We start from the raw sequence: 25,524 nt of genomic DNA on the forward strand, positions 1-25,524 counted from the left end.
AGATAAAACTAGCAAAAGCAAAGAACAGCACATGCTCTCCCAAAGAGTTTAGCAACGGAGACACAAGAAAACAACTTTTGGCTAGAAGTAGATACTTGCTATACAAAGCCCCCTCAAATTGGACAGAAAGCCAATACTGTAGAAGCAAAATATTGTTCGATCAATATCCTGATATAAAAATCGCTTTTGATCTTACTCAAGGACTAAGGAACATATTCAATACAGCCAAAACTATAGAAGTAGCATATACAAAGCTAGCACATTGGTATAAAGATGTAGAAAATACAGGTTTTAAAGCGTTCAACACAATTGCAAATACGATAACACTCAATTATAGGTCAATCCTAAACTATTTTATAAATAGAAGCACTAATGCTTCAGCTGAATCATTCAATGCTAAAATAAAAGCGTTTAGAGCTCAATTTAGAGGAGTTAGAAACGTTGAGTTCTTCCTTTTTAGATTAACAACAATATTTGCATAAACACAACAATTGTTATTGATTCCTTTTTAGATTAACAACAATATTTGCATAAACACAACAATTGTTATTGACCCGTTTTTTATAATTGATAATTTTAAAACATCAATGCTCAGATTTCCATTGTTGCAAAAATTTATTCTAATTTTTGGTTGTAGTTTCTCTATTTTAGAGAACGATTGTCAATTGTATTATATTTTGTTGTAAAACTTTTAGAGTGCAGTAGTATTCAATTTTAAAATAAGTAAATATTGAGCAAAAAAAAAGCATCCAAATTATTGGATGCTTTTTAAATATTTTATTTAAAAAATTAAATTGCAGCTACAAGCTTAGCCAATTTAGATTTTAAATTATTCGCTTTGTTTTTGTGAATAATATTTTTCTTAGCTAATTTATCTAGCATAGAAACTACTTTTGGATAAAGTACTTCAGCTTCTTTCTTTTCAGTTGTAGCACGTAAAACTCTAACAGCATTACGAGTTGTTTTATGCTGATATTTGTTTCTTAATTGCTTAACGCGATTAGCTCTAATTCTTTTTAATGCTGACTTGTGATTTGCCATTTTAATTTTTTAATTAAATTTTTGTAGTCCGTAGGGGAATCGAACCCCTGTTACCAGGATGAAAACCTGGCGTCCTAACCCCTAGACGAACGGACCATTATTTGTTTGCGATGACTTTATTTCCTCATTGCGGATGCAAAAATACAACTTATTTTCACTTCTCAAAACTTTTTTTCAAAAAATTAATAAGATTTTGCAAATAAAACGCGTTGAGTCGACGCAGCCCCAGTAAATACGCACTTTCCGGCCTCTAAAATATTTTCATTTGGTATGCATCTTATGGTCGCTTTTGTTAAATCTTTGATTTTTTCTTCAGTTTCAGCAGTTCCATCCCAATGCGCAGAAACAAATCCACCCTTATTTTCAATTACATCAATAAATTCATCAAAAGTATCAACCTTTGTAATGTGTTCGTTTCTATAAGTAATTGCTTTCGTAAATAGGTTTTCTTGAATTTCGTCTAATAAATTTACCACAAAATCAACTACTGTATCTTGTGATATGGTTTGTTTTTCAAAAGTATCTCTTCTGGCTACTTCTACTGTGTTGTTTTCAAGATCTCTATTTCCCATCGCAATTCTAACAGGAACACCTTTTAATTCGTATTCTGCAAATTTGGCACCTGGTCTATGTGTATCTCTATCATCAAACTTTACTGAAACATTTTTACTGCGAAGTTCTTTTACAATTACATTTACTTTGGCTGTAATTGCTTCTAATTGTTCGTCTCCTTTATATATAGGTACAATAACTACTTGTATTGGTGCTAATTTTGGTGGTAGAACCAAACCAAAATCATCAGAGTGCGTCATAATTAACCCACCTATTAATCTTGTAGAAACCCCCCAAGATGTTGCCCAAACATATTCTTGTTTGCCTTCTTTAGATGTATATTTTACGTCAAAGGCTTTTGCGAAATTTTGTCCTAAAAAATGAGAAGTACCAGCCTGTAAAGCTTTTCCATCTTGCATTAAAGCTTCAATTGTGTAAGTTTCATCTGCACCTGCAAATCGTTCGCTTTCAGATTTTGCACCTTTTACAACTGGCATTGCCATAAAGTTTTCAGCAAATTCAGCATATACTTCTTGCATTTTTTTTGCTTCTATAATTGCTTCACCTTTAGTTGCATGTGCTGTATGTCCTTCTTGCCACAAAAATTCGGCAGTTCTTAAAAATAAGCGGGTGCGCATTTCCCAACGTACTACATTGGCCCATTGATTAATTAATAAAGGTAAATCTCTGTAAGATTGTATCCATCCTTTATAGGTATTCCAAATAATAGCTTCAGAAGTAGGTCTTACAACCAATTCTTCTTCTAGTTTGGCAGAAGGGTCTACTCTCAATTTTCCAGGATTGTCAGGGTCATTTTGTAACCTGTAATGTGTTACAATGGCACATTCTTTTGCAAATCCTTCAGCGTTTTTTTCCTCAGCTTCAAACAAGCTTTTTGGTACAAACAACGGGAAATAAGCGTTTTCATGGCCTGTTTCCTTAAACATTTTGTCTAATTGGGCTTGCATTTTTTCCCAAATAGCATATCCATATGGTTTGATAACCATACATCCTCTAACTGCTGAATTTTCAGCTAAATCGGCCTTTACAACCAGTTCATTATACCATTTGGAATAATCTTCTTCTCTTTTTGTCAAGTTCTTACTCATAATCAAAAAATTGGCACAAATATTGCAACCTTATAATAAAAAATGTTAATTTTCGACAAAATTAGTTTTTTTTAAGTGTTGAACAATAAAAAATTTCAATTGATTATGAGACTTTCAAATATAGTAAGCCAAAAAATATACCAAATAACGTTGGTTGTTGTGGTATTTATGAGTTTGTATGCCTGTGGTAGTTATCAAAGTGTCTACAGTGGTGATGGAATTTACGAGGCGGAAACTATAGTTGTAGCTCCTGGTGAAACGGTTGTGGTTCAAAGTCAATCAAATTTTGATACCAATTATTTTGCCTCTCAATTAAGTGATTCATATAGTGAAGGTGAACAAGAAGATAGCGAAATATTTACAGATATTGATGAATATTACTATGCACAGGATTCTTATAATGATGGTAGTGGAGGTCAGGCTCCTTGGGAATTTACAAATGATGTTGTAATTACTGTAAGTTCAGGATATAACTGGTACAATCCTTTTTATACACCAATGTATCCGTATTATGGATATAGATGGGGTGGTTTCTGGGGAGGAGATTATTGGGGAGGTTACCCAGGCTATTACCCTCCTTATTACGGAGGTTATCCGGGATATCGCCCACCTTATTATGGTGGTTATCCAGGTTATCGCCCGCCATATTACCCTGTTAATCCAATTTACCGTCCACCTTATTATAGTTATGGGAAAAGAGATTCAAATAATACCTCTGGTAGAAATAATAGTACAAACATTTCAACAACCGGACGTAGATCAACATCTAACGTAAATGAAAGTTCAAGTTATAGAAATTCTTCAACCAGAAGAAGTACAGATAACGATATTACTAAAAATACCAACTTAAGCAGATATTCAGGTACAAATAATAGTACTACAAATAGTACAACAAATAGACGTGCAAATTCAACTACTAGTCAGCCTACAAAAGCAACTACTAGATCTTCAAATAATTCAAATCAAAGAAGTACGCCTTCTTACCAGAGAAGTAACAGTAGTCCTTCATACCAACGAAGCAATAGTAGTCCGTCGTACCAACGAAGTAGCAGTCCTTCTTATCAAAGAAGCAGTAGCCCTTCTATGAGAAGCGGAAGCACTAGAAGAAGTAGTTCATCACTAAACAACACTCCTTCAACAACATCGCAATCAACTGTAAATAGGCAAGAAGTTGTTTCTACGGAAACAACTAGCAATAATCCAGTTAGGTATAGTAGTGTAAAAAGAAATTATAGCAATTCGCCAAACACAAATACATCATCTTCGGTTAGACGAGTTAACAATCAAAAGCAAGAAAGTTCTGTACGTTCAACAAGTAATAGCAATAGCTATGCTCAAAGTTCAAGTACGACTAACAATGCTGATAGGAGGTCAACTAGTTCTGAATCTGTAAATTATTTTTCGGGTTCAACTGCTCGTTATTCAAGTGATGCATCAAGCGGTTATTCAAGTAGAAGTTCTTCCGTATCAACAAGTTCATCTAGTAGAGGATCGTCAAATTCAACAATTTCTAGACGCAATTAAATATTTAATTTAACCAAATTATGAAAAATTTATTACTACTTATAGCGCTTTGCGCTGGATTTATAGGTTTTGCACAAACTTTAAGTTATAATGATATTGGTGTTTTAATCACTAATGAAAAGATAGATGGTACTGCTCGTTTTAACGCTATGAGTGGTGCTTTTGGAAGTTTGGGTGGTGATATTACGGCTATTGAAAGTAATCCAGCAGGTGCAGCCGTTTTTTTAAATAGTGAAGTTGCAATGTCGTTAAATTTTAATGGAATTGACACAAAGGCTAGTTATTATGGTGTAACTAGCAACTCAAATACAAACCCTGTTAGGTTTGCACAAGCTGGAGGTGTATTTGTATTTAAGCCAAATTATTCAGCAAATAATGATGGTTGGAGAAAATTTGCATTTGCATTTGACTATTCAACAGCAAACGAGTTTGAAAATTTTTGGAGTGTTATAGGAAATAGTAATTATCCAACTTGGACTGTAGATCCTAATGATGATAATCCATTGTATTATGATTCTTCTGATGGTCAATATTTTGAAAATTCGACCAGTGGAAGAACCAATAAATACACTTTTACGGTAGCTTCACAATACAAGAATAATTTATATATTGGTGCGTCTTTGATAAGCTATAATGCCGATTATTATCAGCTTACGTTACTTGAAGAAAATAATTATTCTTCATTAAATAACGATTTTTTGGAGGCTTCAAGTATTCAAGAATTATCAACTTACGGAAATGGGTTTTCATTTAATTTAGGTCTTATTGCAAAACCTTCAAAAAACACCCGTATTGGTTTAGCGTATCAATCACCTGTTTGGTACAATATGGATGAAACTTTTTTAGAATATGATACTGAAGTTTATTATAGCAATGTAGGTCAAACTTATTCCGATTATTCTGGAGTAAGTAATTTTTATTACAATTTAAGAACACCAAGTAAAGTTACAGGAAGTTTTGCTTATATTTTTGATAAATATGGTTTGCTAAGTATTGATTATATTTATAAAAACTACAGTAAAATTGAGTTGAGAAATGGTCCTTTTGGTGGCGAAAACCAAGCTTTTAGAAATAACATGAATGGTGTTAGCGAAGTGCGAGTTGGTACAGAGTGGCGTATAAAAAAAGCATCTGTACGTGGTGGTTATCATTTTGAGCAAAGTCCTTATAAAGATGCTATTTCATCAGACAATTTAGAAGGTTGGTCTGCTGGTTTGGGTTATAATTTTGGAATGGTTAAATTTGATTTATCATACCTGCAAAGTTCAAAAACAGCACCTTATAATTTTTATCCAAATTATCCAGAGGTTAATTCAGTTGAATTGGATTTTAAAACTTCAAAAGTTACAGCTACATTAATAATTAGTATCTAAATTATTTTTATAAATTTATATGTAAACGTCTCTATTTTGAGGCGTTTTTTTTATTTATAACAAAATACCTACATATGTTTTTAGTACTTTTGCACAAATATTTAAAAAAATGGAACAGATCTCTTTCAAAATAGAAAAAACAACCAACGATACAATCATTAAGTTTACAACCAATGGTATTTTAACGCGTGGTAGCTATCAGTTTAATAATATTGACGAAACTAAGAACTCACAATTAGCACAGCAATTATTTCATTTGCCTTTTGTAAAAAGAGTTCTTTTTTCAGCTAATTTTATTGCTATTGAGCGATATTCAATTGTTGAATGGAGTGATGTGCAAGAAGAAGTAAAAGAACAATTAGAAAATTATTTAAACAGTGGAGGCGTATTGGTTACAGAAGAAACTGAACAAAAAAGAGTTCCTGTTGAAGTGTATGCTGAAGTAACTCCAAATCCATCAGTATTAAAATTTGTTGCAAACAAAAAGTTGGTTGCTGTAGATTTTGAATTTAAAAATGTTGAAGAAGCTTCAAATTCTGATTTAGCGATAGCATTATACCAGTTTCCATTTGTAAAAGAAATTTATATTTCTGAAAACTATGTTTCAATTACAAAAAATGACACTGTTGAATGGAGTGATGTAACCGTTGAAGTTAGAAGTTTTATAAAAGAGTTTATTGCAAGTGGTAAAACCATTGCAATTGCAACAGAGACTGAAGTAAAAACAGAAACTACTACAGTTAATGATGAAGATTTAGATGAAGTTTCATTACAAATTATTAGTATTTTAGATGAGTATATAAGACCTGCTGTTGCTGCAGATGGAGGTAATATATTGTTTCAATCATACGAGCAAGATTCGCAAATTGTAAATGTAGTGTTGCAAGGGGCTTGTAGTGGATGCCCATCGTCAACAATTACGTTAAAAAATGGCATTGAAAATATGTTAAAACAAATGATTCCTGGTAAAATTGAAGCAGTTGTAGCTGTAAATTACTAAACTATTTATGTCTGAAAAAATAACACCATATAAAAATTCTGAACAAGGAAAAAAAGAACAGGTTACAAAAATGTTCGATACTATTTCAAAAGAATACGATAGTTTAAATCGTGTTATTTCTTTTGGAATAGATATAAAATGGAGAAATAAAGTAGTTGAAATTGTAGGTAAAACAAATCCTAAAACAGTTTTAGACATTGCTACAGGTACTGGAGATTTGGCAATTAATTTAACCAAAACTTCAGCTTCAAAAATAGTTGGTTTAGATATTTCAGACGGAATGCTTTCGGTAGGAAGAAAAAAGATTGAAAAATTAAACCTTAATAGTAAAATTGAAATGGTGTTGGCTGATTCGGAAAAAATTCCTTTTGAAGAAGCTTCTTTTGATGCAATTACTGTAGCTTTTGGTGTTCGTAATTTCGAAAATTTAGAAAAAGGTTTGCAAGAAATTTATAGAGTTCTTAAACCTGGTGGTACTTTTGTAGTTTTAGAAACTTCTATTCCTACTAAAAGTCCTTATAAACAAGGGTATCATTTTTATTCAACAAAAATTTTACCAACTATTGGTCGTCTTTTTTCAAATGATAAAGTTGCATATAAATATTTGTCAGATTCTGCAGCTTCTTTTCCTTATGGCGAAGCTTTCAACAATATTTTAAGAAAAACGGGGTTTATAGCTATAGAAAATAAACCGCAAACTTTTGGTGTTGCATCAATTTATATAGCAAAAAAATAATATATGAAACAAATAGTTATAACCGTTTTTATAATGCTGTTTGCTTTTAACCAAGTAAATGCTCAAAAGAGAGACAAGGTTGAGTATCAACAAAATTGGGATAAGCAAAAAGTTTTTTGGGGTTATTATTTGGGACTTAATATGAAAAATTATAGAATTTCATACAAAGCAGAAGGCGATTTTATAAACGTAACTCCAGCTGTAGGTTTTGATGTTGGTTTAATTGGAGATCTTAGATTGCACGAAAATTTAAGTTTAAGATTGGAACCAGGGCTATCTAGTAATACCAAAGAACTTGATTTTACGTATATTCCAGGAGGTACTAAAGATAGTATTCGTAAAGTTGGTGCAACTTATTTAAGAGTTCCTTTGTTGTTGAAATTTAATACAGATCGTTACAATAATATTAGGCCGTATGTTGTAGGTGGAGTTTCATACGATTATAATTTTTCGAGTAACGAGGACAATCCTGATGACAACTCGGATGGTGAATTTAGAATGAAAAAAAGTAATTTTTCGTATGAACTTGGTTTGGGTATAGATATTTATATGCCTTATTTTATTTTTTCACCTTCAATTAGAGGTATTTTTGGAATTAATGATGAGTTGGTAAGAGACAATGACCCTAATAGTCCGTGGACAGGAAATGTAGATCATTTTACGTCTCGTGGTATTTTTTTAAAACTAGCTTTTCATTAGTTTAAACGCTTAAATTCACTTAATAAAATAGCGGTAGCGGTTGCTACATTTAAACTTTCAGTTTGTTGAATATTTCCAAAACGAGGTATTGAAATTGTATTGTCTAATACTTCTAAAACATTGTTACTAATACCGTTAGCTTCATTTCCCATTACTAAAACAGCTTCTTTTGGTAACTTACTTTTGTAAACATTTTCACCATCCATTAGCGTAGCATATTTTGGTAGCGATGTGTTTTTTAAATAGTTTAATAAATCTGTATATATTATAGAAACTCTGGTTAATGATCCCATTGAGGCTTGTACAACTTTGGCATTGTAACAGTCGGTTGTGTTTTTTGAGCAAATTAGTTGGTCAACTCCAAACCAATCACATAGTCTTATAATTGTTCCCAAATTTCCAGGGTCGTTTATGTCATCTAATGCAACAATAAAACCATTATTTAAAAGGTTTTCTTCCGCAGGAATTTTAAAAATAGCTAAAACATTGTTAGGTGTTTTTAATAAACTTATTTTTTTTAATTCAATTTCCGAAATTTGAGTAGTGTTATTTAAAGTTTCGTAGCCGTTGTTTTCAACAAAAAACAATTGATCTAATATAAAATTAGAATTTAAAAATTCTTCAACAACTTTGGTTCCTTCAGCAATAAATAAACCGTGTTTTGTGCGGTACTTTTTTTGTTGTAAACTGGTAATTAATTTCAATTGATTTTTGCTTAAAGCCATAAGTTCTTTTTAATAAATTGTAATTGGGTAATACCTTTAAAAGTTTTACATTTGGAACAAATTTAAACTCTTCTTTATTGAAAACCAATTTTATAATATTAATAATATTAGTTAGTATAGCTTTTGGATTTTCATCTTGTAATGCTGTTAAATTAGTTCCTGAAAATGAGTACTTGTTAACAGGCAATACCGTATATGTAAATGGTAAAAAAAATGTAAAATATGAAATCACCGATTATATAGTACAACGTCCCAACGAATCGGTTTTGGGTTTGCCATTGCAATTGTATATATACAATAGAGCTGATGAGAATTTTGAAACAGATTTTGAACAATGGAAAGCTGACAATCCTAAGAAATACAATTTTATTGCAGGTATTTTTTCTGATAAACAGGCAAGAGGGTATCGTAATTTCAAATACAGAGCCAATCAAAATAGTATAAAAAACGGTGAAGCACCAACAATTTTAGACCACGTTAAAACAAAGCAAACTATAGATAATTTAACACAACACTTTTTTAACGAAGGTTATTTTAATGCAAAGGTTACATCTGAAGATGTTTTATTGAAAAAGAAAAAAGCAAAAGTTAACTATTTTATTGAAACAAGAGAGCGTTATATTATAGACAGTATAAAAACAAATATTGAGTCTAAAATATTAGATTCTATTTATAAAAATTCAAAACAAAATTCGGTTTTAAAAGTAAATGAACCATTTAAACTATCGTCTTTTATTGAAGAGCAAAATAGAATAACTGAATTGTTTAGAAACTCGGGTGTTTACCGTTTTAATAAAAATGCCATTACATTTGAAGCAGATTCAATTAATAATAAATCTAAAATTGAATTACTGGTAAATGATAGTATAGCTAATTTCCCTTTTAAAGTTCAACGAATAAAAAAGATAAATATTTATACCGATTATTCTTTTGACACCAAAGAAGACCCAATTATTGATAGTGTTTTTTATAAAGGGTATTCGTTTTATTCGCAAAAAGAATTGAGATACAACCCTAAATATTTTTTGAATTATATTTTTATTGAGCCAAATAGTTTGTATCAAGATGAAGCTAGAGAGTTAACCCGCAAAAGTTTTAGAAATTTAAATAACTTTAGAGGTGTTGATATTAAGTACACAGAATTAGATGATGATAATTTAGAAGCTTCTATATATTTAACTCCGCTTAAAAAATATGGTGTAGGTTTTAATACAGAACTTACACATTCTAACGTAAGTCAGTTGGGGATTACAGGTAAAGTATCATTTTTAAATAAAAATATTTTTAAAGGTGGAGAAATATTAAAATTATCTATTCTTGGTTCGTTTTTAGATTCAAAAGATGCTGCAGATACTAACAATCGTTTGTTAAATGCTTGGGAAATTGGAGCAGACGTTTCAATTGAATTTCCTAGATTTTTAACACCTTTTAATCAAGAGCGAATTGTTTCAAAAGGTAAAACACCAAGAACATTATTTACGCTAGGAACAAGTTTGCAAAAAAACGTAGGATTAGATAAACAAAAATTTACAGGAATTTTAGATTATAATTGGGTTGGATCAAAAAAAGTAAAACATAGTGTTGAAATTTTTAACGTACAACTTGTTAAAAACCTAAATCCAGATCAATATTTTAAAGTTTATACCTATGATTATGGCGAAATCAAAGCCATACAAGAAGCTTATTTTCCTGATTATATATTAACGCCTTACAACGCAATTGATTTTATTAAACAAGAAATTACGCCCGAATTTGAAGCAACAAATCCATTAGAGTATGAAACAGCCAAAAATATAGAAGCCAGATACTATATTATTACTGAAGACAATTTTATTCCTCTGCTAGCCTATACATTTACCTATAACAATAGAGAAAATTATGAAGACAATGATTTTTCTTTTTTTAGGGCTCGTATTGCTACATCAGGTAATGTTTTTAATGCAATTATAAAGCAAGTAGATTCTAACAATGTAAAAACGTTTTTTAATACACCCGTAGCTCAATATACAAGGTTAGATCTTGAATATAAGAAATTTTGGAGTATAGCCTTAGAAAATACCATTGCGTTTAGAGCTTTTATTGGAGTTGCAATTCCGTACGGAAACTCATCAACTATACCATTTACAAGAAGCTATTTTATTGGTGGTCCAAACGATTTACGTGCTTGGAAAACATATGATTTAGGTTTGGGTTCAACAAACAACGGATTGGATTATAATGTAGGGAATTTAAAATTGTTAACTAGTTTAGAGTATAGGTTTAACCTTTTAAATAGTTTTAAAGGAGCCATTTTTGCTGATGCTGGAAATATTTGGGATTTATCAAACTCTTCATTGGTGTCTCCTGAAGCTAAATTCAAAAATTTAGCATCGTTAAAATCTATTGCTTTGGGATCTGGTTTTGGTATTAGGTACGATTTAAGTTTTATTTTGATACGTTTAGATCTTGGTTTTAAAACTTATGAACCCTATTTAAAAGATGGTGAAAAATGGTTTAAAAACTATAATTTTGGGAGTGCAGTGTATAATTTTGGTATTAGTTACCCATTCTAATTTTAATAAAAAACTATTACGATTTCGCATTTTTTGCATACGATATCACTTTAATCTTTAAAAATTAGTAATTTTGTTTTCAACCTAATTATTAATTAAATACCAAAATTATCATGAGTCATTCAATAAAACCAGGAGTTGCTACAGGCACTGCGGTTCAGGAAATCTTTAAACTTGCCAAAGCTAAAAAATTCGCATTACCTGCGGTTAATGTTATTGGTTCTAACACAATTAATACTGTACTTGAAACAGCAAAAGAATTAAATGCACCAGTAATTATTCAATTTTCAAATGGTGGAGCACAATTTAATGCAGGTAAAGGTCTTTCTAACGAAGGTCAAAAAGCTGCTATTGCTGGAGGAATTGCAGGAGCTAAACATGTTCATACTTTAGCTGAAGCTTATGGTGTACCTGTAATTTTACATACAGACCACTGTTCTAAAAAATTATTACCTTGGATTGATGGATTGTTAGATGCAGGTGAACAATTTTACAAAGAAAACGGCGTGCCTTTATATAGTTCACATATGATTGATTTATCTGAAGAATCATTAGAAGAAAATATGGAAATTTGTAAAACATACTTAGCTCGTATGAGTAAAATGGGTATGACTTTAGAAATTGAATTAGGAATTACTGGAGGAGAAGAAGATGGTGTAGACAATTCAGATGTTGATGCTTCAAAATTATACACACAACCAGAAGAGGTTGCTTACGCTTACAATGAACTTAAAAAAATAAGCGATAACTTTACAATTGCCGCTTCATTTGGTAATGTACACGGGGTTTACAAGCCAGGAAACGTAAAATTAACTCCAAAAATTCTTGACAATTCTCAAAAATTTATTGAAAAAGAAAACGGAACAGCCCCAAATCCAGTAGATTTTGTATTCCACGGTGGTTCAGGTTCTTCTTTAGAAGAAATTAGAGAAGCAATTGGTTATGGTGTTATTAAAATGAATATTGATACAGATCTTCAATTTGCTTTTACTGAGGGTATTAGAGATTATATGAATGATAAAATTGACTATTTAAGAACACAAATAGGAAATCCTGATGGTGCCGATGCTCCAAATAAAAAATATTACGATCCACGTGGTTGGTTACGTAAAGGTGAAGAAACTTTTAAAACACGTTTAATTGAAGCTTTTAAAGATTTAAACAACGTAAATACCTTATAAAAAGGTATAAAAAAAATTAAATTAATTAAAGAGGATATATTTTTATATGTTCTCTTTATTTTTTTTAGTAATTTGCACCACTATTTTCAACTAAAACAAATTTTATGTCATCTTGGTTTAAAAGAAAAGATAAAGGTATTCAAACTCCTACCGAAGATAAGAAAGATGTACCAAAAGGTTTATGGTACAAAACTCCTAGCGGTAAAATTATTGATACCGATGAGTTAAAAGTAAATTATTATGTAAGTCCAGAAGATGGGTATCATGTAAAAATTGGAAGTGCTGAATATTTTGAAATTTTATTTGATAATAATGAATTTACAGAATTAAATAAAGATGTAGTTTCTAAAGATCCTTTGAAATTTACAGACACAAAAAAATATCCAGATAGGTTAAAACAAGCCTACGCAAAAACAAATTTAAATGATGCTATAAGAACTGCTGTAGGAAAATCATTAGGAAAAGATATTGTTATTGCAGCAATGGATTTTTCTTTTATTGGTGGTTCTATGGGAAGCGTTGTAGGAGAAAAAATTGTACGTGCTATAGATTATGCAATTAAGCATAAATTACCTTTTGTTATTATATCTAAATCAGGTGGAGCTCGTATGATGGAAGCTTCTTTGTCGTTAATGCAAATGGCAAAGACATCTGTAAAATTAGCCCAATTAGCTGAAGCAAAATTACCTTATATTTCAATATGTACAGATCCAACAACTGGAGGTACAACAGCATCATATGCAATGCTTGGTGATGTGAATTTTGCAGAACCAAATGCTTTGGTTGCTTTTGCAGGTCCGCGTGTTGTTAAAGATACAACAGGTAAAGAATTGCCTCCTGGATTTCAATATTCAGAATTTGTATTGGAACATGGTTTTTTAGATAAAATAATTGAAAGAAAAAATCTAAAAAAACAAATAAATTTATATGTTGATTTGATTCAAAATTTACCTATTAGAAAGTAAATCATTACATATTTTAGTATAAAAAAAACGCTTAAAAATTAATTCTTAAGCGTTTTTTTATGTTTTGAGATCAGTTATTTAAGTCTGTGTTTTAAGGTAATTTCTTTAATATTTCCTTCGCTGTCTGTAAAAGTAGCTATATTATCGCAGGTACCATCACCAAAATCAATTGTTCCAACTCGTTTAGCTTTTACAATATCAATAGTACCACTTACTAAAAATCTACAAGCCATTTCTCGTCTTAAGTTGGTTGTAATATTTGAAGAGAATACAGTACCATTTTTAAATGTACAGTTCCAATTTCCTGAGATTAAAAACACATTGTCACCCCAAGTTTTAGTGTCGTATCCTTCAATAAATTCACGTGTTTTTGTGCCTGTTTTTGTTGCTGTTTCACCATCAGGCCAAGTAAGTGTAACATTAATTGTTTTAACAGATTGTGGATTGCCATTTTCATTTTCTTTGGTTCTTACAATCGTATTTTCTCCTGTAACGGCTATTGAATTAAATGTAAAACCTTCAAAACTTTGAGTAATAGTTGTTGTTTTTGATGCTTTATCAAACATAAAACTCATAATAATTTTTCCTGTTAATATATGTTCGTTAGGCATTGTGCAGCCGTCGCCAAAATCTAAAGTTACTGTTTTGCTAGCTCCAGCTAAAACAATTGTTTTGGTTACACATTCAGGTCTTCCTCCTGTACTATTTAATTCGATTTTTGAAGTTTCATTTTTATTTGCAACAGCAAATTCTTCACTTAAAAAATCATCAACAATATTGTCTACTTCGTCAGAAATATCATCAGATTCAACAAGTGCTATGGTTTGATCTTCAGTAATTGCAGCTGTAGTTTCGTCAATAGAATTAGCTTCTTCACAAGCTATAAATAACATACTAGCAATTAAAAGTGTAATAATTGCATTTAATTTTAAGCTTTGTAATTTCATAATATTTAGTTTTTGGGTTATTGATATTTAATTGTAATTAAACATTAGACCATAAAAATTTAGAAAAGTTTAATAGGATATAAAAAATAGTTCCAATTCAATTAATTGTAATTCAAAATAATAGTCGTATATTTGCAGCCGCTAATGCTTGCGCAATAGCGATACATAAAAATTATTAATAAATTAATGTTAGCATGTACTTAACAAAAGAAAAAAAAGCAGAAATTTTTGCTAAACACGGAGAATCAGCTACGAATACTGGTTCTACAGAAGGACAAATTGCCTTATTTACTTTCAGAATTAACCACTTAACTGAGCATTTAAAAAGAAATCGTAAAGATTTTAACACTGAGCGTTCATTAGTAAAATTAGTAGGTAAAAGAAGAAATTTACTTGATTATTTAATCAAAACTGATATTGTAAAATATCGTGAGGTTATTCAAGAATTAGGAATAAGAAAATAATTTCAAAAGAGAGAGGCAAATTATTGCCTCTTTTTTTTTATTTTTTCAAATTCAAAGAAAGCACACATTAAACTTTTCATTGGTAAACACAACACAACAACAACCAATTGTTTAATTTAATTAAAAAAAATTATTTATGATACCTAAGGTACATACACAAATTATTGATTTAGGAGATGGAAGAACCATTTCTTTAGAAACAGGAAAATTAGCAAAACAAGCGCACGGTTCGGTTGTTGTACAAATGGGCAATGCAATGTTGCTTTGTACTGTAGTTTCAAACTACAGCGCAAGTCCAGGTATTGATTTTTTACCATTAACTGTAGATTATAGAGAAAAGTTTGCCGCAGCAGGTAAATACCCAGGTGGTTTCTTTAAACGTGAAGCACGTCCAAGTGATGGTGAAGTTTTAACTATGCGTTTAGTTGACCGTGTTTTAAGACCTCTTTTTCCAAAAGATTACCACGCAGAAACGCAAGTTATGGTACAGTTAATGTCTCATGACGAAAGCGTAATGCCAGATGCTTTAGCAGGTTTAGGTGCTTCAGCAGCAATTATGTTGAGTGATATTCCTTTTGAAACGCCAATTTCAGAAGTGCGTGTTGCTAGAGTTAATGGCAAATTTATCATCAACCCAAGTAGAGCACAATTATTAGAAGCTGATATTGATATGATGGTGGGTGCTTCTGCAGACTCTGTGATGATGGTTGAAGGTGAAATGGATGAGTGCAGTGAAGAAGAAATGGCTGATGCAATTAAATTTGCACACGAAGCTATTAAAGTTCAATGTGCTGCTCAAGTTGCATTGGCTGAGGCTGTAGGAAAAAAAGAAACTCGTACTTACGAGTTGGCAATTACTGATGAAGAATTAGAGCAAAGAGCTCATGATTTTGCTTACGACAAAGTATATGCAATTGCAAAAGCTGGAAGTGCTAAGCATGAGCGTAGTGCTGCATTTGCAGAAATTAAAGAAGCATTTAAAGCAACTTTTACGGAAGAAGAATTGGCTGAAAAAGGTGCTTTAATTTCACAATATTATTCAAAAGCTGAAAAAAGTGCTGTTAGAAACTTAACTCTTGAAGAAGGTTTGCGTTTAGACGGTAGAAAAACAACTGATATTCGACCAATTTGGTGTGAAATTGATTATTTACCTTCAACACATGGTTCTTCAATTTTTACAAGAGGAGAAACTCAAGCATTGGCAACAGTTACTTTGGGAACTTCAAGAGAGTCTAACCAAATTGATATGCCAACTTATTCAGGTGAAGAAAGTTTTTACTTACACTATAATTTTCCTCCATTTTCAACAGGTGAAGCCCGTCCTTTAAGAGGTACTTCACGTAGAGAAGTTGGTCACGGAAACTTGGCGCAACGTGCTTTAAAAGGTATGATTCCTGCTGATTGTCCTTATACAGTTAGAGTTGTTTCAGAAGTTTTAGAATCTAATGGTTCATCTTCAATGGCAACAGTTTGTGCCGGTACAATGGCATTATTAGATGCTGGTATTCAAATGAAAAAACCAGTTTCGGGTATCGCAATGGGATTGATTTCTGATGGTGATCGTTACGCTGTTTTAAGTGATATTTTAGGTGATGAAGATCATTTAGGAGATATGGACTTTAAAGTTACTGGAACTGCAGACGGAATTACTGCTTGTCAAATGGATATTAAAATCAAAGGTTTGTCTTATGAAATCTTGGTAAATGCATTAAAACAAGCTCGTGAAGGTCGTTTACATATTTTAGGAAAAATAACTGATACAATTTCTCAGCCAAAAGCTGATGTGAAACCACACGCGCCTAAAATGATTACAAGAACTATTCCTAATGACTTTATTGGTGCGCTAATTGGTCCTGGAGGAAAAGTAATTCAAGAGTTGCAAAAAGAAACAGGTTGTACAATTGTTATTAATGAAGATCCTGTTACTACTGAAGGAATTGTTGAAATTTTAGGAACTAACCAAGCAGGAATTGATGCTGTATTAGCTAAAATTAACTCTTTAATGTTTAAACCTGAAGTAGGAAGTGTTTACGAAGTTAAAGTAATTAAAATGCTTGATTTTGGAGCTGTTGTTGAATATTTAGAAGCACCAGGAAACGAAGTTTTATTACACATTTCAGAATTGGCTTGGGAACGTACAGACAATGTAACTGATGTTGTTAATATGGGTGATGTTTTTGATGTTAAGTATTTTGGAAAAGATCCTAAAACACGTAAAGACAAAGTTTCTAGAAAAGCTTTATTACCTAAACCAGAAGGTTTTGTTGAAAGACCTCCAAGAGATGATAAAAAAAGTGGTGGACGTGATAATAAAGGTAGAGACAATCGTGGTGGAGATAGAGATAGAAAACCAAGAAGAGATTAATTTCTAAACGTTATATATAAAAAATAGGCTATCTGAAAAGATAGCCTATTTTTTTTGTAATATGTTTTTTATAATTGTTTAAATTATTTCTAATTCAGGTACGGCAACAACAAATTTACCTCCCCAATCTTTAATATAAGCTAATTGTTTTACAATTTCTTCTTTAATATTCCAAGGGAATATTATAACAAAATCTGGTTGAAAATCTTTTAAAGTTTGTTCGTTTACAACAGGGATATGGCTAGCCGGTAAAAATTTATTTTGTTTGTGCGGATTTGCGTCAACAACAAATTCAATCAAATCATTTTTTATTCCGCAGTAATTTAGCATTGTGTTTCCTTTGGCAGCAGCACCATAAGCTACAACTTTTTTACCAGCTCTTTTTTGATCAATTAAAAATGAAGTTATATCAAGCTTTACTTTTAACGCTTGTTCTTGAAAATGATCATAATATGAGAGCGAGGTTAGTCCTTTGTCAATTTCTTTTTTCAACAGATTTTCAACATTTTGACTAATTTCTTTGGTCGAATCATTTTGATGTTTTGCAAAAATACGCAAAGAACCACCGTGTGTTGGAATTTCTTCTACATCAAACATTTCCAATCCTTGAGAAGCGAAAATTTGTTTTACTGTATAGAAAGATAAATAGGAGAAATGCTCGTGGTAAATGGTGTCAAATTGGTTGTTATCTACCAATTGCATAAGGTGAGGAAACTCCATAGTAACAACGCCTTTTTCGCTTAAAAGTATTTGAAGTCCTTTTACAAAATCTACAATATCTGGTACGTGAGCTAAAACATTGTTTCCTAATAAGAGGTCAGCTTTTATATTTTTTTTAGTCAATTCTTTAGCAAGTCTAGTTCCAAAAAAATCAACGATAGAATCTATGCCTTTTTCTTTAGCAGCTTTTGCGGTGTTTGCAGTTGGCTCAATACCAAGTACAGGAATGTTTTTTTGTTTGAAATATTGCAATAAATAACCATCATTAGATGCAACTTCAATAACCAACGAATCTTTTGTGTAACCAAAACGTTTGGTCATCATATCTGTATATTTTTCTGAATGTTTTAGCCAACTTGTACTAAATGAAGAAAAATATACATAGTTGCTATCAAAAATAGCATCAGATTTTTTATATTCATCAACTTGAACCAAAAAACATTTATGGCAAGTGTGTACTTTTAATGGATAAAAAGTTTCTGGTTCATTTAATTGTTCAGCAGTTAAAAATGAGTTTGAAGCAGGTGAATTTACCAAATCAATAAAAACATTTTCAAGTTCGGTTTTACAAAATCTACATAGCATATTATAGTCCTTTAAAATTTGTGTTAATTAATGGGTGCAAATTATCTCTTTCTGAAATAGATTGCATTTGTATTGGCCATTTAATGGCTATTTTTGGGTCGTTATATTTAATTCCTCCTTCAGAATTTGGGGTATAAAATTCGGAGTGATGATAAATTAATTCACAATCGTTAGTAAGCGTTTGAAAACCATGTGCAAAACCTTTTGGAATATAAATCATTTTTTTATTTACGCTAGATATTTCAATTCCAAAATAGTTTAAAAAAGTTGGCGAATCTTTTCTTAAATCGATAATAACATCAAAAACTGCTCCCGATATACATCTAACTAATTTAATTTCGCCATAAGGAGGTGTTTGAAAATGCATTCCTCTTATAGTTCCTTTTTCTTTTGTAAATGAATGGTTTAACTGCACCCAATGTGCTGTGTGTCCAATTTTTTTAAATTCATTTTCACAAAAAGTTCTTGAAAACCAACCTCTATCATCACCTTTTGGTTCAAGATCAATTACATAACTTCCTTTTAATGTTGTTTGGGTAAAAATCATCTAGATTGGTAATTTTTAATTTGTTCAACCGTAAAATCAAAAACCACATCTGTACTTTTTTTGTACCAGTCAATAGTCCATTGAACAGCTTCTTTACTACTTAATTTAGGAGACCAGTTTAATACATTTTTGGCTTTGCTAATATCTAGTTTTAATAGCCCTGCTTCGTGTGGTTGTGATGCATCTGAAGTATCTACCCAGCTACCACTTCCCCAACATTCTAATGACAAATTAACCAATTCTTTAACAGGTAGATGGTCGTAAGGTAAAGGGCCAAAATTATAAGCCCCAGCATATTTTAAAGGTTCTTCATTTAAAAGTAATCCTAATAATAAGTAACCGCCTAAAGGTTCTAGCACATGTTGCCAAGGTCTAACAGATAAAGGGTTTCTAACGTTTACAGGTTCTGAAGCGATTAATGAACGAACGATATCAGGAATCAGTCTGTCTTTACTCCAATCTCCACCACCAATTACATTGCCAGCCCTTGCACTTGCAATTCCTTTTTTGTGTTCTTTATATTTTTTAGGATTGAAGAAAGAATGTCTAAACGAACTTACTACAATTTCAGTAGCAGCTTTACTAGCGCTGTAAGGGTCGTAACCACCAAGTTCGTCCGATTCGTTATAGTGATAATCTATTTCTTTATTTTCATATACCTTATCAGTTGTAATAACAACAACGGTACATTTAATTTTTAGTTTATTAACAGCTTCTAATACATTTGCAGTTCCAATAGCGTTTACTTCAAAAGTTTCTGAAGGAATTTCATAAGATTCTCTAACCAATGCTTGCGCTGCTAAATGAAAAATATAATCTGGTTGAAAATCTAAAATCTCTTTTTCTAGCTGTTCTTTGTTTCTAATATCAGCAATAATGCTTTCAAAATTATTTTTTTTAGCAATCACAGAAAACAATCCGTTTTTATCCTTTGGTTCAAGCGAATACCCTTTAACAATTGCACCTAATTGACAAAGCCAAGTGGTAAGCCAAGCGCCTTTAAATCCTGTGTGGCCGGTTAAAAATACTTTTTTTCCTTTGTATTTTAATAAGTGATTTTCTTTTACCAAACTTTCCATTTTGCATTATTGGTTTTCCATAGTTCTTCCAATTCATTTTTGTCACGTAATGCATCCATGCATTTCCAAAAACCTTTATGTTGGTATGAAGATAATTCTTTATCTTGAGTAAGTTGTTCCATAGGTTCGTCTTCCCACATCACTTGAGAAACATCATAATCTAAGTACTTAAATACTTCTGGTTTTAAAACAAAATAACCACCATTTATCCATTTACCTTCATCTTTAGTTTTTTCTCTAAAGGAAAGTACATCGCCATTTGGAGCAACATCCATTCCACCAAAACGAGCATCTTGCTGAATTGAAGTAACTGTAGCAATTTTATTATGACTTTTATGAAATTTCACCAATTCATTAATGTTAACATTGCAAACGCCATCTCCATAGGTAAGCATAAAATCTTCATTGTCAATGTATTTTTGCACTTGTTTTAATCTTCCTGCTGTTGCAGTATTAAGTCCTGTGTTAATTAAGGTAACTTTAAATGACTCTGAATCTGTATTATGTATTTCAACATTGTTATTTTTAATGTCAATTGTCATATCTGAGTTGTGTAAAAAATAATTTTTAAAATATTCTTTAATTACATAACCTTTGTAGCCTAAGCAAATAATAAATTCATTGTAGCCATAATGGCTGTATGTTTTCATGATGTGCCATAAAATTGGCTTTTCGCCAATGTTTACCATTGGTTTGGGAATCTTATCGGTTTCTTCACTTATTCTAGTTCCAAGACCTCCGGCAAAAATTACAACTTTCATAGATTTTAAATTATAGGATGAATAAAAATATTTTTATGGGGAATAATGTTTTATTGTTGATTAATTTTCAATAATATGGATAAGTTTATCAATAAAATTATTTGCACTCATTGCTTTAATTGTTTTTTTAGCATTGGTGGTTATTTTATTTTTAAATGCCTCATCATTTTTTAATTTATAATAGCATTCTAATATTTCTTCACTTTTTCCAACATTAAAAACAACCCCATTTTCATTATTTACAATGTAATCTTTTACAGAATATCCATCGGTTGAAATAGTTGGAATAGAATTTTCCATGCCAAAATGTACAAGTAATTGTCCACAAGGCGAAGTTGCATTTGTTACAGAATTTAAAATACAAAATGCCTGTAATGCTAAGGCATAATATTGGTTGGCATCAACTTCTGAAAATCTAAGAATCCGAATATTAGGAGTTATGTTTTTTTCAGTTATAGTATATTTATCTGTACAAACAATTGTTACAGGTATGTCAGTATTTCTAAAAGCTCTTATTACAATATTAAAATCTCTGTCGCTTTTTCCTGCAGCATAAACACCATTTCTAAAATAGGGATCATCTAATTGTTTTTCAACAGGTAAATTTAAATCTCTAATGTCCATCATTGGATTAACAGTGAAATAATTTTTATAAGCAAATTTTGGAAAATCATTTTTTGCATTTGTGCACATTTCCATTGAAGGCCATATCAAAGCTTTTGATTTTGACATAGCGTGCTTCACTAAAAATTTTTTATAATTACCAAAAAAACATTTTTTATGATAGTTTAAATAGGTATATGATATGATGTTTGGAATTTTAATTTGACTAATTCTAGCGATTTCAAACAATAAATATCCAATCATTTGTTGCCATACTACAACGGTATCATATTTTTTTCTGTTTTTTAAAATAAAAAATGCGCCCTTTGTGTAGCTATACCACCTATATAAAAAGGAGTTATTTTCTTTAATTTTGCAAGTCCAAACTGTCCATTCGTAATTTTCAGAATAATTCTTGTTTAAAAGTTCTTGAAGTACAGCACCATTTTCTAGTCGACTAGACCAGTCTGTTATAAATAGAATCTTTTTTTTCATAGTTGTGGGTGCGTCTTTATTTATTATTTATACAGAAGTCAAAATAAATTGCATTACATATTGCGTAATTGGGGCGCTGCAACTTCAGTAAAAGTAAAAAATATATTTAGAAAAAAAGAAATATTTAGGTGTAATTAAATTTTAATTTGAGATGTGTTAATAATTACTAGGTATTAATAAGTATTATGTAATTTTTTGGTGTTTTTTTGCTCAAGCATTTATTTTAGAGCTTGTTTAAATTGAGCATATCTAAATTTAGGTATAACTAATATTTATTTTATTACTTTAAGTTGTGTATTTTATTAAAGTGGTTTGGTTTAAATGTAATATTTAAAATAGGATAAAATTAATTTTAGTAAATGCTTAAAAGGTACTTAATGTTGTTAAAAACATTTGAGTAATTAAATATTAGCTGCTGTAATTTTTTATAAATTCATCAAAAGGCATAGGTTGTAAATTTCTAGATTGATAATGAGCTAGATAAGTTTGATAATTTCTTTTAGCAAATTGTATAATTGATTCAGAAGTCGTTAAGTCATTGTTATTATTTGATTTCATGTGAATATAATTTAGGGGTTGAAATTGTATTTACATTATAGTATGTTTTTATATTTTCAAATTTATTAAATTATTTATTAACAGGCAAATACAATGAATTTATTTATGGATTATCCATCCTTTTGTATGGTAAAACGTGCTAAATAATATAATATTAATGTTATTTGTGTTTACAATGCGTTAATGTTGCTTTGGTAATATCAGGTTGTTAATTTGTAATTTGTTAACAATTATTTTTTCTTTTTTTATGGATCTGATTGTTTGAGTTTGGCATTATTTTTAATAAATAATTAATGCTTATTTTTGGCAAAAGTTAATTATTAGTAGCATTTTAATTGTTTAAATAAATTTGTTTAGCTACTTAAATTCATTTCAATATGGAAATTTTACATTCTACAATTATAGGAGCAGGAAACCCTTTGCTTATTTTACATGGTTATTTTGGTATGAGTGATAATTGGAAAGCATTGGGAAATAAATTTGCTGAAAATTTTGAGGTTCATTTAATAGACCAACGAAATCATGGACGCAGTTTTCATTCCAATGAGTTTGATTACGAATTATTGGTAGAAGATTTGTACAATTACATTGCGCACTATAATTTGAAAAACATTTATCTTTTGGGACATTCAATGGGAGGGAAGGTTGCAATGCTTTTTTCGGTAACATATCCAGAGTTGGTGTCAAAATTAATAGTGGCAGATATAAGTCCTAAATATTATCAACCACATCATGAGCATATATTGGCAGCTTTAAATGCTGTAAACTTTTCGATTCATAATACACGAAAAAAAGTGGAAGATGTTTTAAAGTTGTATATTAAAGAGCCAGGAATTATTCAGTTTATGTTGAAAAACGTATTTTGGAGAACAAAGGAAAGTTTGGATTTTAGATTTAATTTACATGCATTAACCCTTCAAAATAGTGAAGTTGGTGAAGCACTTCCATCATTTACGCATTTTGATAATCCTACTTTATTTTTAAAAGGAGAAAAATCAGATTATATAACAAAAGAGGATGATTCTTTAATTGAAGCTCATTTTTCTGATGCTACAATTGTAACAATTACAAATGCAGGACATTGGTTACATGCTGAAAATCCAATCCAGTTTTATACTGAAGTACTTAAATTTTTAAATTAATTAATTATGAAAACATTGATAAGAATGCTGTTTACAGCAATTGCAGTAATGATTATTGCAAAATTTTTGCCTGGCGTTGCGGTATCCGATTTTACAAATGCCCTATTTGTGGCTATTGTTTTAGGTTTTTTACGCATCACTGTGCAGCCCTTGCTCGTAATACTAACTTTACCTGCAACCATTTTAACTTTAGGTTTGTTTTTACTTGTTATTAATGCAGTTATTATATTGTTGGCAGGCTATTTTGTAGAAGGTTTTTATGTAGATGGTTTTTGGGTTGCTTTACTGTTTAGTATCTTATTGTCTATGTTTCAGTCTGTTTTATATTCTTTTTTACGAGATGATAAACAAAATACTTGAATTCGAATGAATTAAATTTTTGAAAAGTGCGTAAAAAGTAGTAATTTTGCACCCAATTTTAAGGATTTAAGATAAAAACAACATAAAATGAATATTACAAAAGAAAGTGTTGATGCATTAAATGCAGTGGTAAAAGTTGAAATTTCTGCAGCTGATTATCAAGAGAAGGTAGATAAAATTTTAAGAGATTACCGTAAAAAAGCAGATATTCCTGGGTTTAGAAAAGGACAAGTGCCTTTAGGAATGGTAAAAAAGCAATACGGAAAATCTATTATGATTGATGAAGTAAACAAATTACTTCAAGAATCATTAAATAATTTTTTAGTTGAAGAAAAATTAGACATTTTAGGAAATCCATTACCAAAAATGCAAGATGATTTTTCTTGGGATGCAGATGATTATTCTTTTGAATTTGAATTAGGATTGGTTCCAGAATTTGAAGTTAATTTAAATGCTGAAAAGAAAGTTACTAAATACAATATTGTTGCTGATAAAGAATTGATTGATAAAGAAGTTGAGAATATTCAAAAACGTTTTGGTAAAATTGTTCCTCAAGAAAAAGTGATTGAAGGTGTTAATATTACTGGAACTTTTGTAAATGAAGAAAAAGAAATCAACAAAAAATCTACAATAGCTTTTGAAACTATCGCTGAGGCAAACCAAAAAATGTTCTTAGGAGCTAAAGTTGGTGATGTAATTGAAGTTAATTCAAAAGGATTATTTGAAGATGCTCATAAATTAATGGGTGCTTTAGGTTTATCACATGATGAAATTCACGGTTTAGAAATTTCTTTGACTTTTACTATTGAAGAAATTAATGCAACTGAACTTGCAGAAGTTAACCAAGAGTTATTAGATAAAGTTTTTGGTCCAGATGTAGTTCATACTGAAGATGAATTAAGAGAGCGTATTAAAGAAGATGCTGAAAAACAATTTCAATCTCAAGCAGATCAACAATTGTTAAACGCAGTTACAGAATATTTAGTTGAAAATACAGCATTTGATTTACCTGCTGAGTTTTTGAAAAAATGGTTGTCTGTTGCAGGTGAAAAACCAATGAGTCTTGAGCAAGCTGCTGAAGAATACGAAAAGTCTGAAAAAGGATTGCGTTACCAATTGATTGAAGGTAAGGTCTTGAAAAACAATGATATAAAGCTTGATTTTGAAGAATTGAAAGATTTTACAAAAGGTTTTGTAAAAGCGCAAATGGCTCAATACGGTCAGTTAAATCCTGAAGAAAAAGAATTGGATGATATTGTTGTACGTGTATTAAGCAACCAAGAAGAAGCTAAACGTTTGCAAGAGCAATTGGTTAGTCAAAAATTATTAAATTTCTACAAAGAGAATATTACTTTTGAAGAAAAAGAAGTAAACTATGAAGAATTTGTAAAGGAAGTTTACAAATAAAATAGGAAACTTAATAAATTAAAAAAGCCGCAAT

General features: G+C 30.6%; 23 protein-coding genes and 1 tRNA gene. 14 read left to right on the top strand and 10 right to left on the bottom strand.

Features of this window, described 5'->3' with window-relative positions; all coding sequences use genetic code 11:
• Positions 1–482, top strand: a 482-nt coding sequence (locus tag EC396_RS09530; RefSeq protein WP_164975236.1) for a transposase, incomplete at its 5' end; no start/stop codon positions are given.
• Between the two features lie 307 nt (positions 483–789).
• On the opposite strand, the gene rpsT is transcribed toward EC396_RS09530, so the two are convergent.
• The 3 genes from rpsT to proS all read right to left on the bottom strand — a co-directional run bounded on the left by rpsT (position 790) and on the right by proS (position 2,702).
• Positions 790–1,041, bottom strand: coding sequence for a 30S ribosomal protein S20 (gene rpsT, locus EC396_RS09535; RefSeq protein ID WP_129366479.1), 252 nt, complete (start codon positions 1,039–1,041; stop codon positions 790–792).
• A gap of 24 nt (positions 1,042–1,065) precedes the next feature.
• Positions 1,066–1,137, bottom strand: a tRNA-Glu gene (locus EC396_RS09540).
• A gap of 86 nt (positions 1,138–1,223) precedes the next feature.
• Positions 1,224–2,702: a proline--tRNA ligase gene (gene proS, locus EC396_RS09545; protein WP_129366480.1), complete on the bottom strand. Its 1,479-nt coding sequence runs from the start codon at positions 2,700–2,702 to the stop codon at positions 1,224–1,226.
• A 105-nt stretch (positions 2,703–2,807) separates the two neighbouring features.
• Between proS and EC396_RS17965 the strand changes: the two genes are divergently transcribed.
• The 5 genes from EC396_RS17965 (at position 2,808) to EC396_RS09570 (ending at position 8,034) form a co-directional block, all read left to right on the top strand.
• Positions 2,808–4,226: a hypothetical protein gene (locus EC396_RS17965; RefSeq protein ID WP_205757933.1), complete on the top strand. Its 1,419-nt coding sequence runs from the start codon at positions 2,808–2,810 to the stop codon at positions 4,224–4,226.
• A gap of 20 nt (positions 4,227–4,246) precedes the next feature.
• The gene (locus tag EC396_RS09555; RefSeq protein ID WP_129366481.1) at positions 4,247–5,599 is read left to right on the top strand and encodes an OmpP1/FadL family transporter; all 1,353 of its coding nucleotides are present in this window, start codon (positions 4,247–4,249) and stop codon (positions 5,597–5,599) included.
• Between the two features lie 109 nt (positions 5,600–5,708).
• Positions 5,709–6,599 (top strand): NifU family protein, encoded by an 891-nt coding sequence (locus tag EC396_RS09560; RefSeq protein ID WP_129366482.1) that lies wholly within the window; start codon positions 5,709–5,711, stop codon positions 6,597–6,599.
• Between the two features lie 7 nt (positions 6,600–6,606).
• Positions 6,607–7,335: a bifunctional demethylmenaquinone methyltransferase/2-methoxy-6-polyprenyl-1,4-benzoquinol methylase UbiE gene (gene ubiE / locus EC396_RS09565; RefSeq protein WP_129366483.1), complete on the top strand. Its 729-nt coding sequence runs from the start codon at positions 6,607–6,609 to the stop codon at positions 7,333–7,335.
• Between the two features lie 3 nt (positions 7,336–7,338).
• Positions 7,339–8,034 carry a porin family protein gene (locus EC396_RS09570; RefSeq protein ID WP_129366484.1) on the top strand — a complete coding sequence of 232 codons (696 nt, stop codon included), beginning with the start codon at positions 7,339–7,341 and terminating at the stop codon, positions 8,032–8,034.
• Here EC396_RS09570 and EC396_RS09575 read toward each other — a convergent pair.
• Positions 8,031–8,759, bottom strand: a complete 729-nt coding sequence (locus EC396_RS09575; RefSeq protein ID WP_129366485.1) for an RNA methyltransferase — start codon at positions 8,757–8,759, stop codon at positions 8,031–8,033. The genes EC396_RS09570 and EC396_RS09575 overlap by 4 nt on opposite strands.
• A gap of 77 nt (positions 8,760–8,836) precedes the next feature.
• Here EC396_RS09575 and EC396_RS09580 point away from each other — a divergent pair, with 77 nt between their 5' ends.
• The 3 genes from EC396_RS09580 to accD all read left to right on the top strand — a co-directional run bounded on the left by EC396_RS09580 (position 8,837) and on the right by accD (position 13,457).
• Entirely contained in the window at positions 8,837–11,311 is a 2,475-nt protein-coding gene (locus tag EC396_RS09580) for a BamA/TamA family outer membrane protein (RefSeq protein WP_164975237.1), read from the top strand.
• A gap of 113 nt (positions 11,312–11,424) precedes the next feature.
• Positions 11,425–12,492 carry a class II fructose-bisphosphate aldolase gene (gene fbaA / locus EC396_RS09585; RefSeq protein WP_129366487.1) on the top strand — a complete coding sequence of 356 codons (1,068 nt, stop codon included), beginning with the start codon at positions 11,425–11,427 and terminating at the stop codon, positions 12,490–12,492.
• A 104-nt stretch (positions 12,493–12,596) separates the two neighbouring features.
• Positions 12,597–13,457 (top strand): acetyl-CoA carboxylase, carboxyltransferase subunit beta, encoded by an 861-nt coding sequence (gene accD / locus EC396_RS09590; protein ID WP_129366488.1) that lies wholly within the window; start codon positions 12,597–12,599, stop codon positions 13,455–13,457.
• A 74-nt stretch (positions 13,458–13,531) separates the two neighbouring features.
• On the opposite strand, the gene EC396_RS09595 is transcribed toward accD, so the two are convergent.
• On the bottom strand, positions 13,532–14,404 hold the full coding sequence (locus EC396_RS09595) for a hypothetical protein (RefSeq protein WP_129366489.1): 873 nt from the start codon (positions 14,402–14,404) through the stop codon (positions 13,532–13,534).
• Between the two features lie 194 nt (positions 14,405–14,598).
• Between EC396_RS09595 and rpsO the strand changes: the two genes are divergently transcribed.
• Both rpsO and EC396_RS09605 read left to right on the top strand, forming a co-directional pair.
• The gene (gene rpsO / locus EC396_RS09600; RefSeq protein WP_129366490.1) at positions 14,599–14,868 is read left to right on the top strand and encodes a 30S ribosomal protein S15; all 270 of its coding nucleotides are present in this window, start codon (positions 14,599–14,601) and stop codon (positions 14,866–14,868) included.
• A 136-nt stretch (positions 14,869–15,004) separates the two neighbouring features.
• Positions 15,005–17,233 carry a polyribonucleotide nucleotidyltransferase gene (locus EC396_RS09605; protein WP_129366491.1) on the top strand — a complete coding sequence of 743 codons (2,229 nt, stop codon included), beginning with the start codon at positions 15,005–15,007 and terminating at the stop codon, positions 17,231–17,233.
• A 78-nt stretch (positions 17,234–17,311) separates the two neighbouring features.
• Here EC396_RS09605 and EC396_RS09610 read toward each other — a convergent pair whose 3' ends face one another.
• The 5 genes from EC396_RS09610 to EC396_RS09630 are packed head-to-tail and all read right to left on the bottom strand — an operon-like array spanning position 17,312 to position 22,023.
• Positions 17,312–18,538, bottom strand: coding sequence for a class I SAM-dependent methyltransferase (locus EC396_RS09610; RefSeq protein WP_129366492.1), 1,227 nt, complete (start codon positions 18,536–18,538; stop codon positions 17,312–17,314).
• Between the two features lies 1 nt (position 18,539).
• Positions 18,540–19,085, bottom strand: coding sequence for a dTDP-4-dehydrorhamnose 3,5-epimerase (rfbC, locus tag EC396_RS09615; protein ID WP_129366493.1), 546 nt, complete (start codon positions 19,083–19,085; stop codon positions 18,540–18,542).
• The gene (gene rfbG / locus EC396_RS09620; RefSeq protein WP_129366494.1) at positions 19,082–20,164 is read right to left on the bottom strand and encodes a CDP-glucose 4,6-dehydratase; all 1,083 of its coding nucleotides are present in this window, start codon (positions 20,162–20,164) and stop codon (positions 19,082–19,084) included. The genes rfbC and rfbG overlap by 4 nt, the downstream gene beginning before the upstream one ends.
• Positions 20,149–20,925 (bottom strand): glucose-1-phosphate cytidylyltransferase, encoded by a 777-nt coding sequence (gene rfbF, locus EC396_RS09625; protein ID WP_129366495.1) that lies wholly within the window; start codon positions 20,923–20,925, stop codon positions 20,149–20,151. The genes rfbG and rfbF overlap by 16 nt, the downstream gene beginning before the upstream one ends.
• Before the next feature lie 60 nt (positions 20,926–20,985).
• Entirely contained in the window at positions 20,986–22,023 is a 1,038-nt protein-coding gene (locus tag EC396_RS09630; RefSeq protein ID WP_129366496.1) for a hypothetical protein, read from the bottom strand.
• A gap of 935 nt (positions 22,024–22,958) precedes the next feature.
• Here EC396_RS09630 and EC396_RS09635 point away from each other — a divergent pair.
• The 3 genes from EC396_RS09635 to tig all read left to right on the top strand — a co-directional run bounded on the left by EC396_RS09635 (position 22,959) and on the right by tig (position 25,490).
• Positions 22,959–23,723 carry an alpha/beta fold hydrolase gene (locus EC396_RS09635; protein ID WP_129366497.1) on the top strand — a complete coding sequence of 255 codons (765 nt, stop codon included), beginning with the start codon at positions 22,959–22,961 and terminating at the stop codon, positions 23,721–23,723.
• A 6-nt stretch (positions 23,724–23,729) separates the two neighbouring features.
• Positions 23,730–24,083, top strand: a complete 354-nt coding sequence (locus EC396_RS09640) for a phage holin family protein (protein ID WP_129366498.1) — start codon at positions 23,730–23,732, stop codon at positions 24,081–24,083.
• An 87-nt stretch (positions 24,084–24,170) separates the two neighbouring features.
• Positions 24,171–25,490: a trigger factor gene (gene tig / locus EC396_RS09645; protein WP_129366499.1), complete on the top strand. Its 1,320-nt coding sequence runs from the start codon at positions 24,171–24,173 to the stop codon at positions 25,488–25,490.
• The last annotated feature ends 34 nt before the right edge of the window (positions 25,491–25,524 follow it).

This window comes from Lutibacter sp. HS1-25 (genome assembly GCF_004121075.1).
Taxonomy (GTDB): Bacteria; Bacteroidota; Bacteroidia; order Flavobacteriales; family Flavobacteriaceae; genus Lutibacter.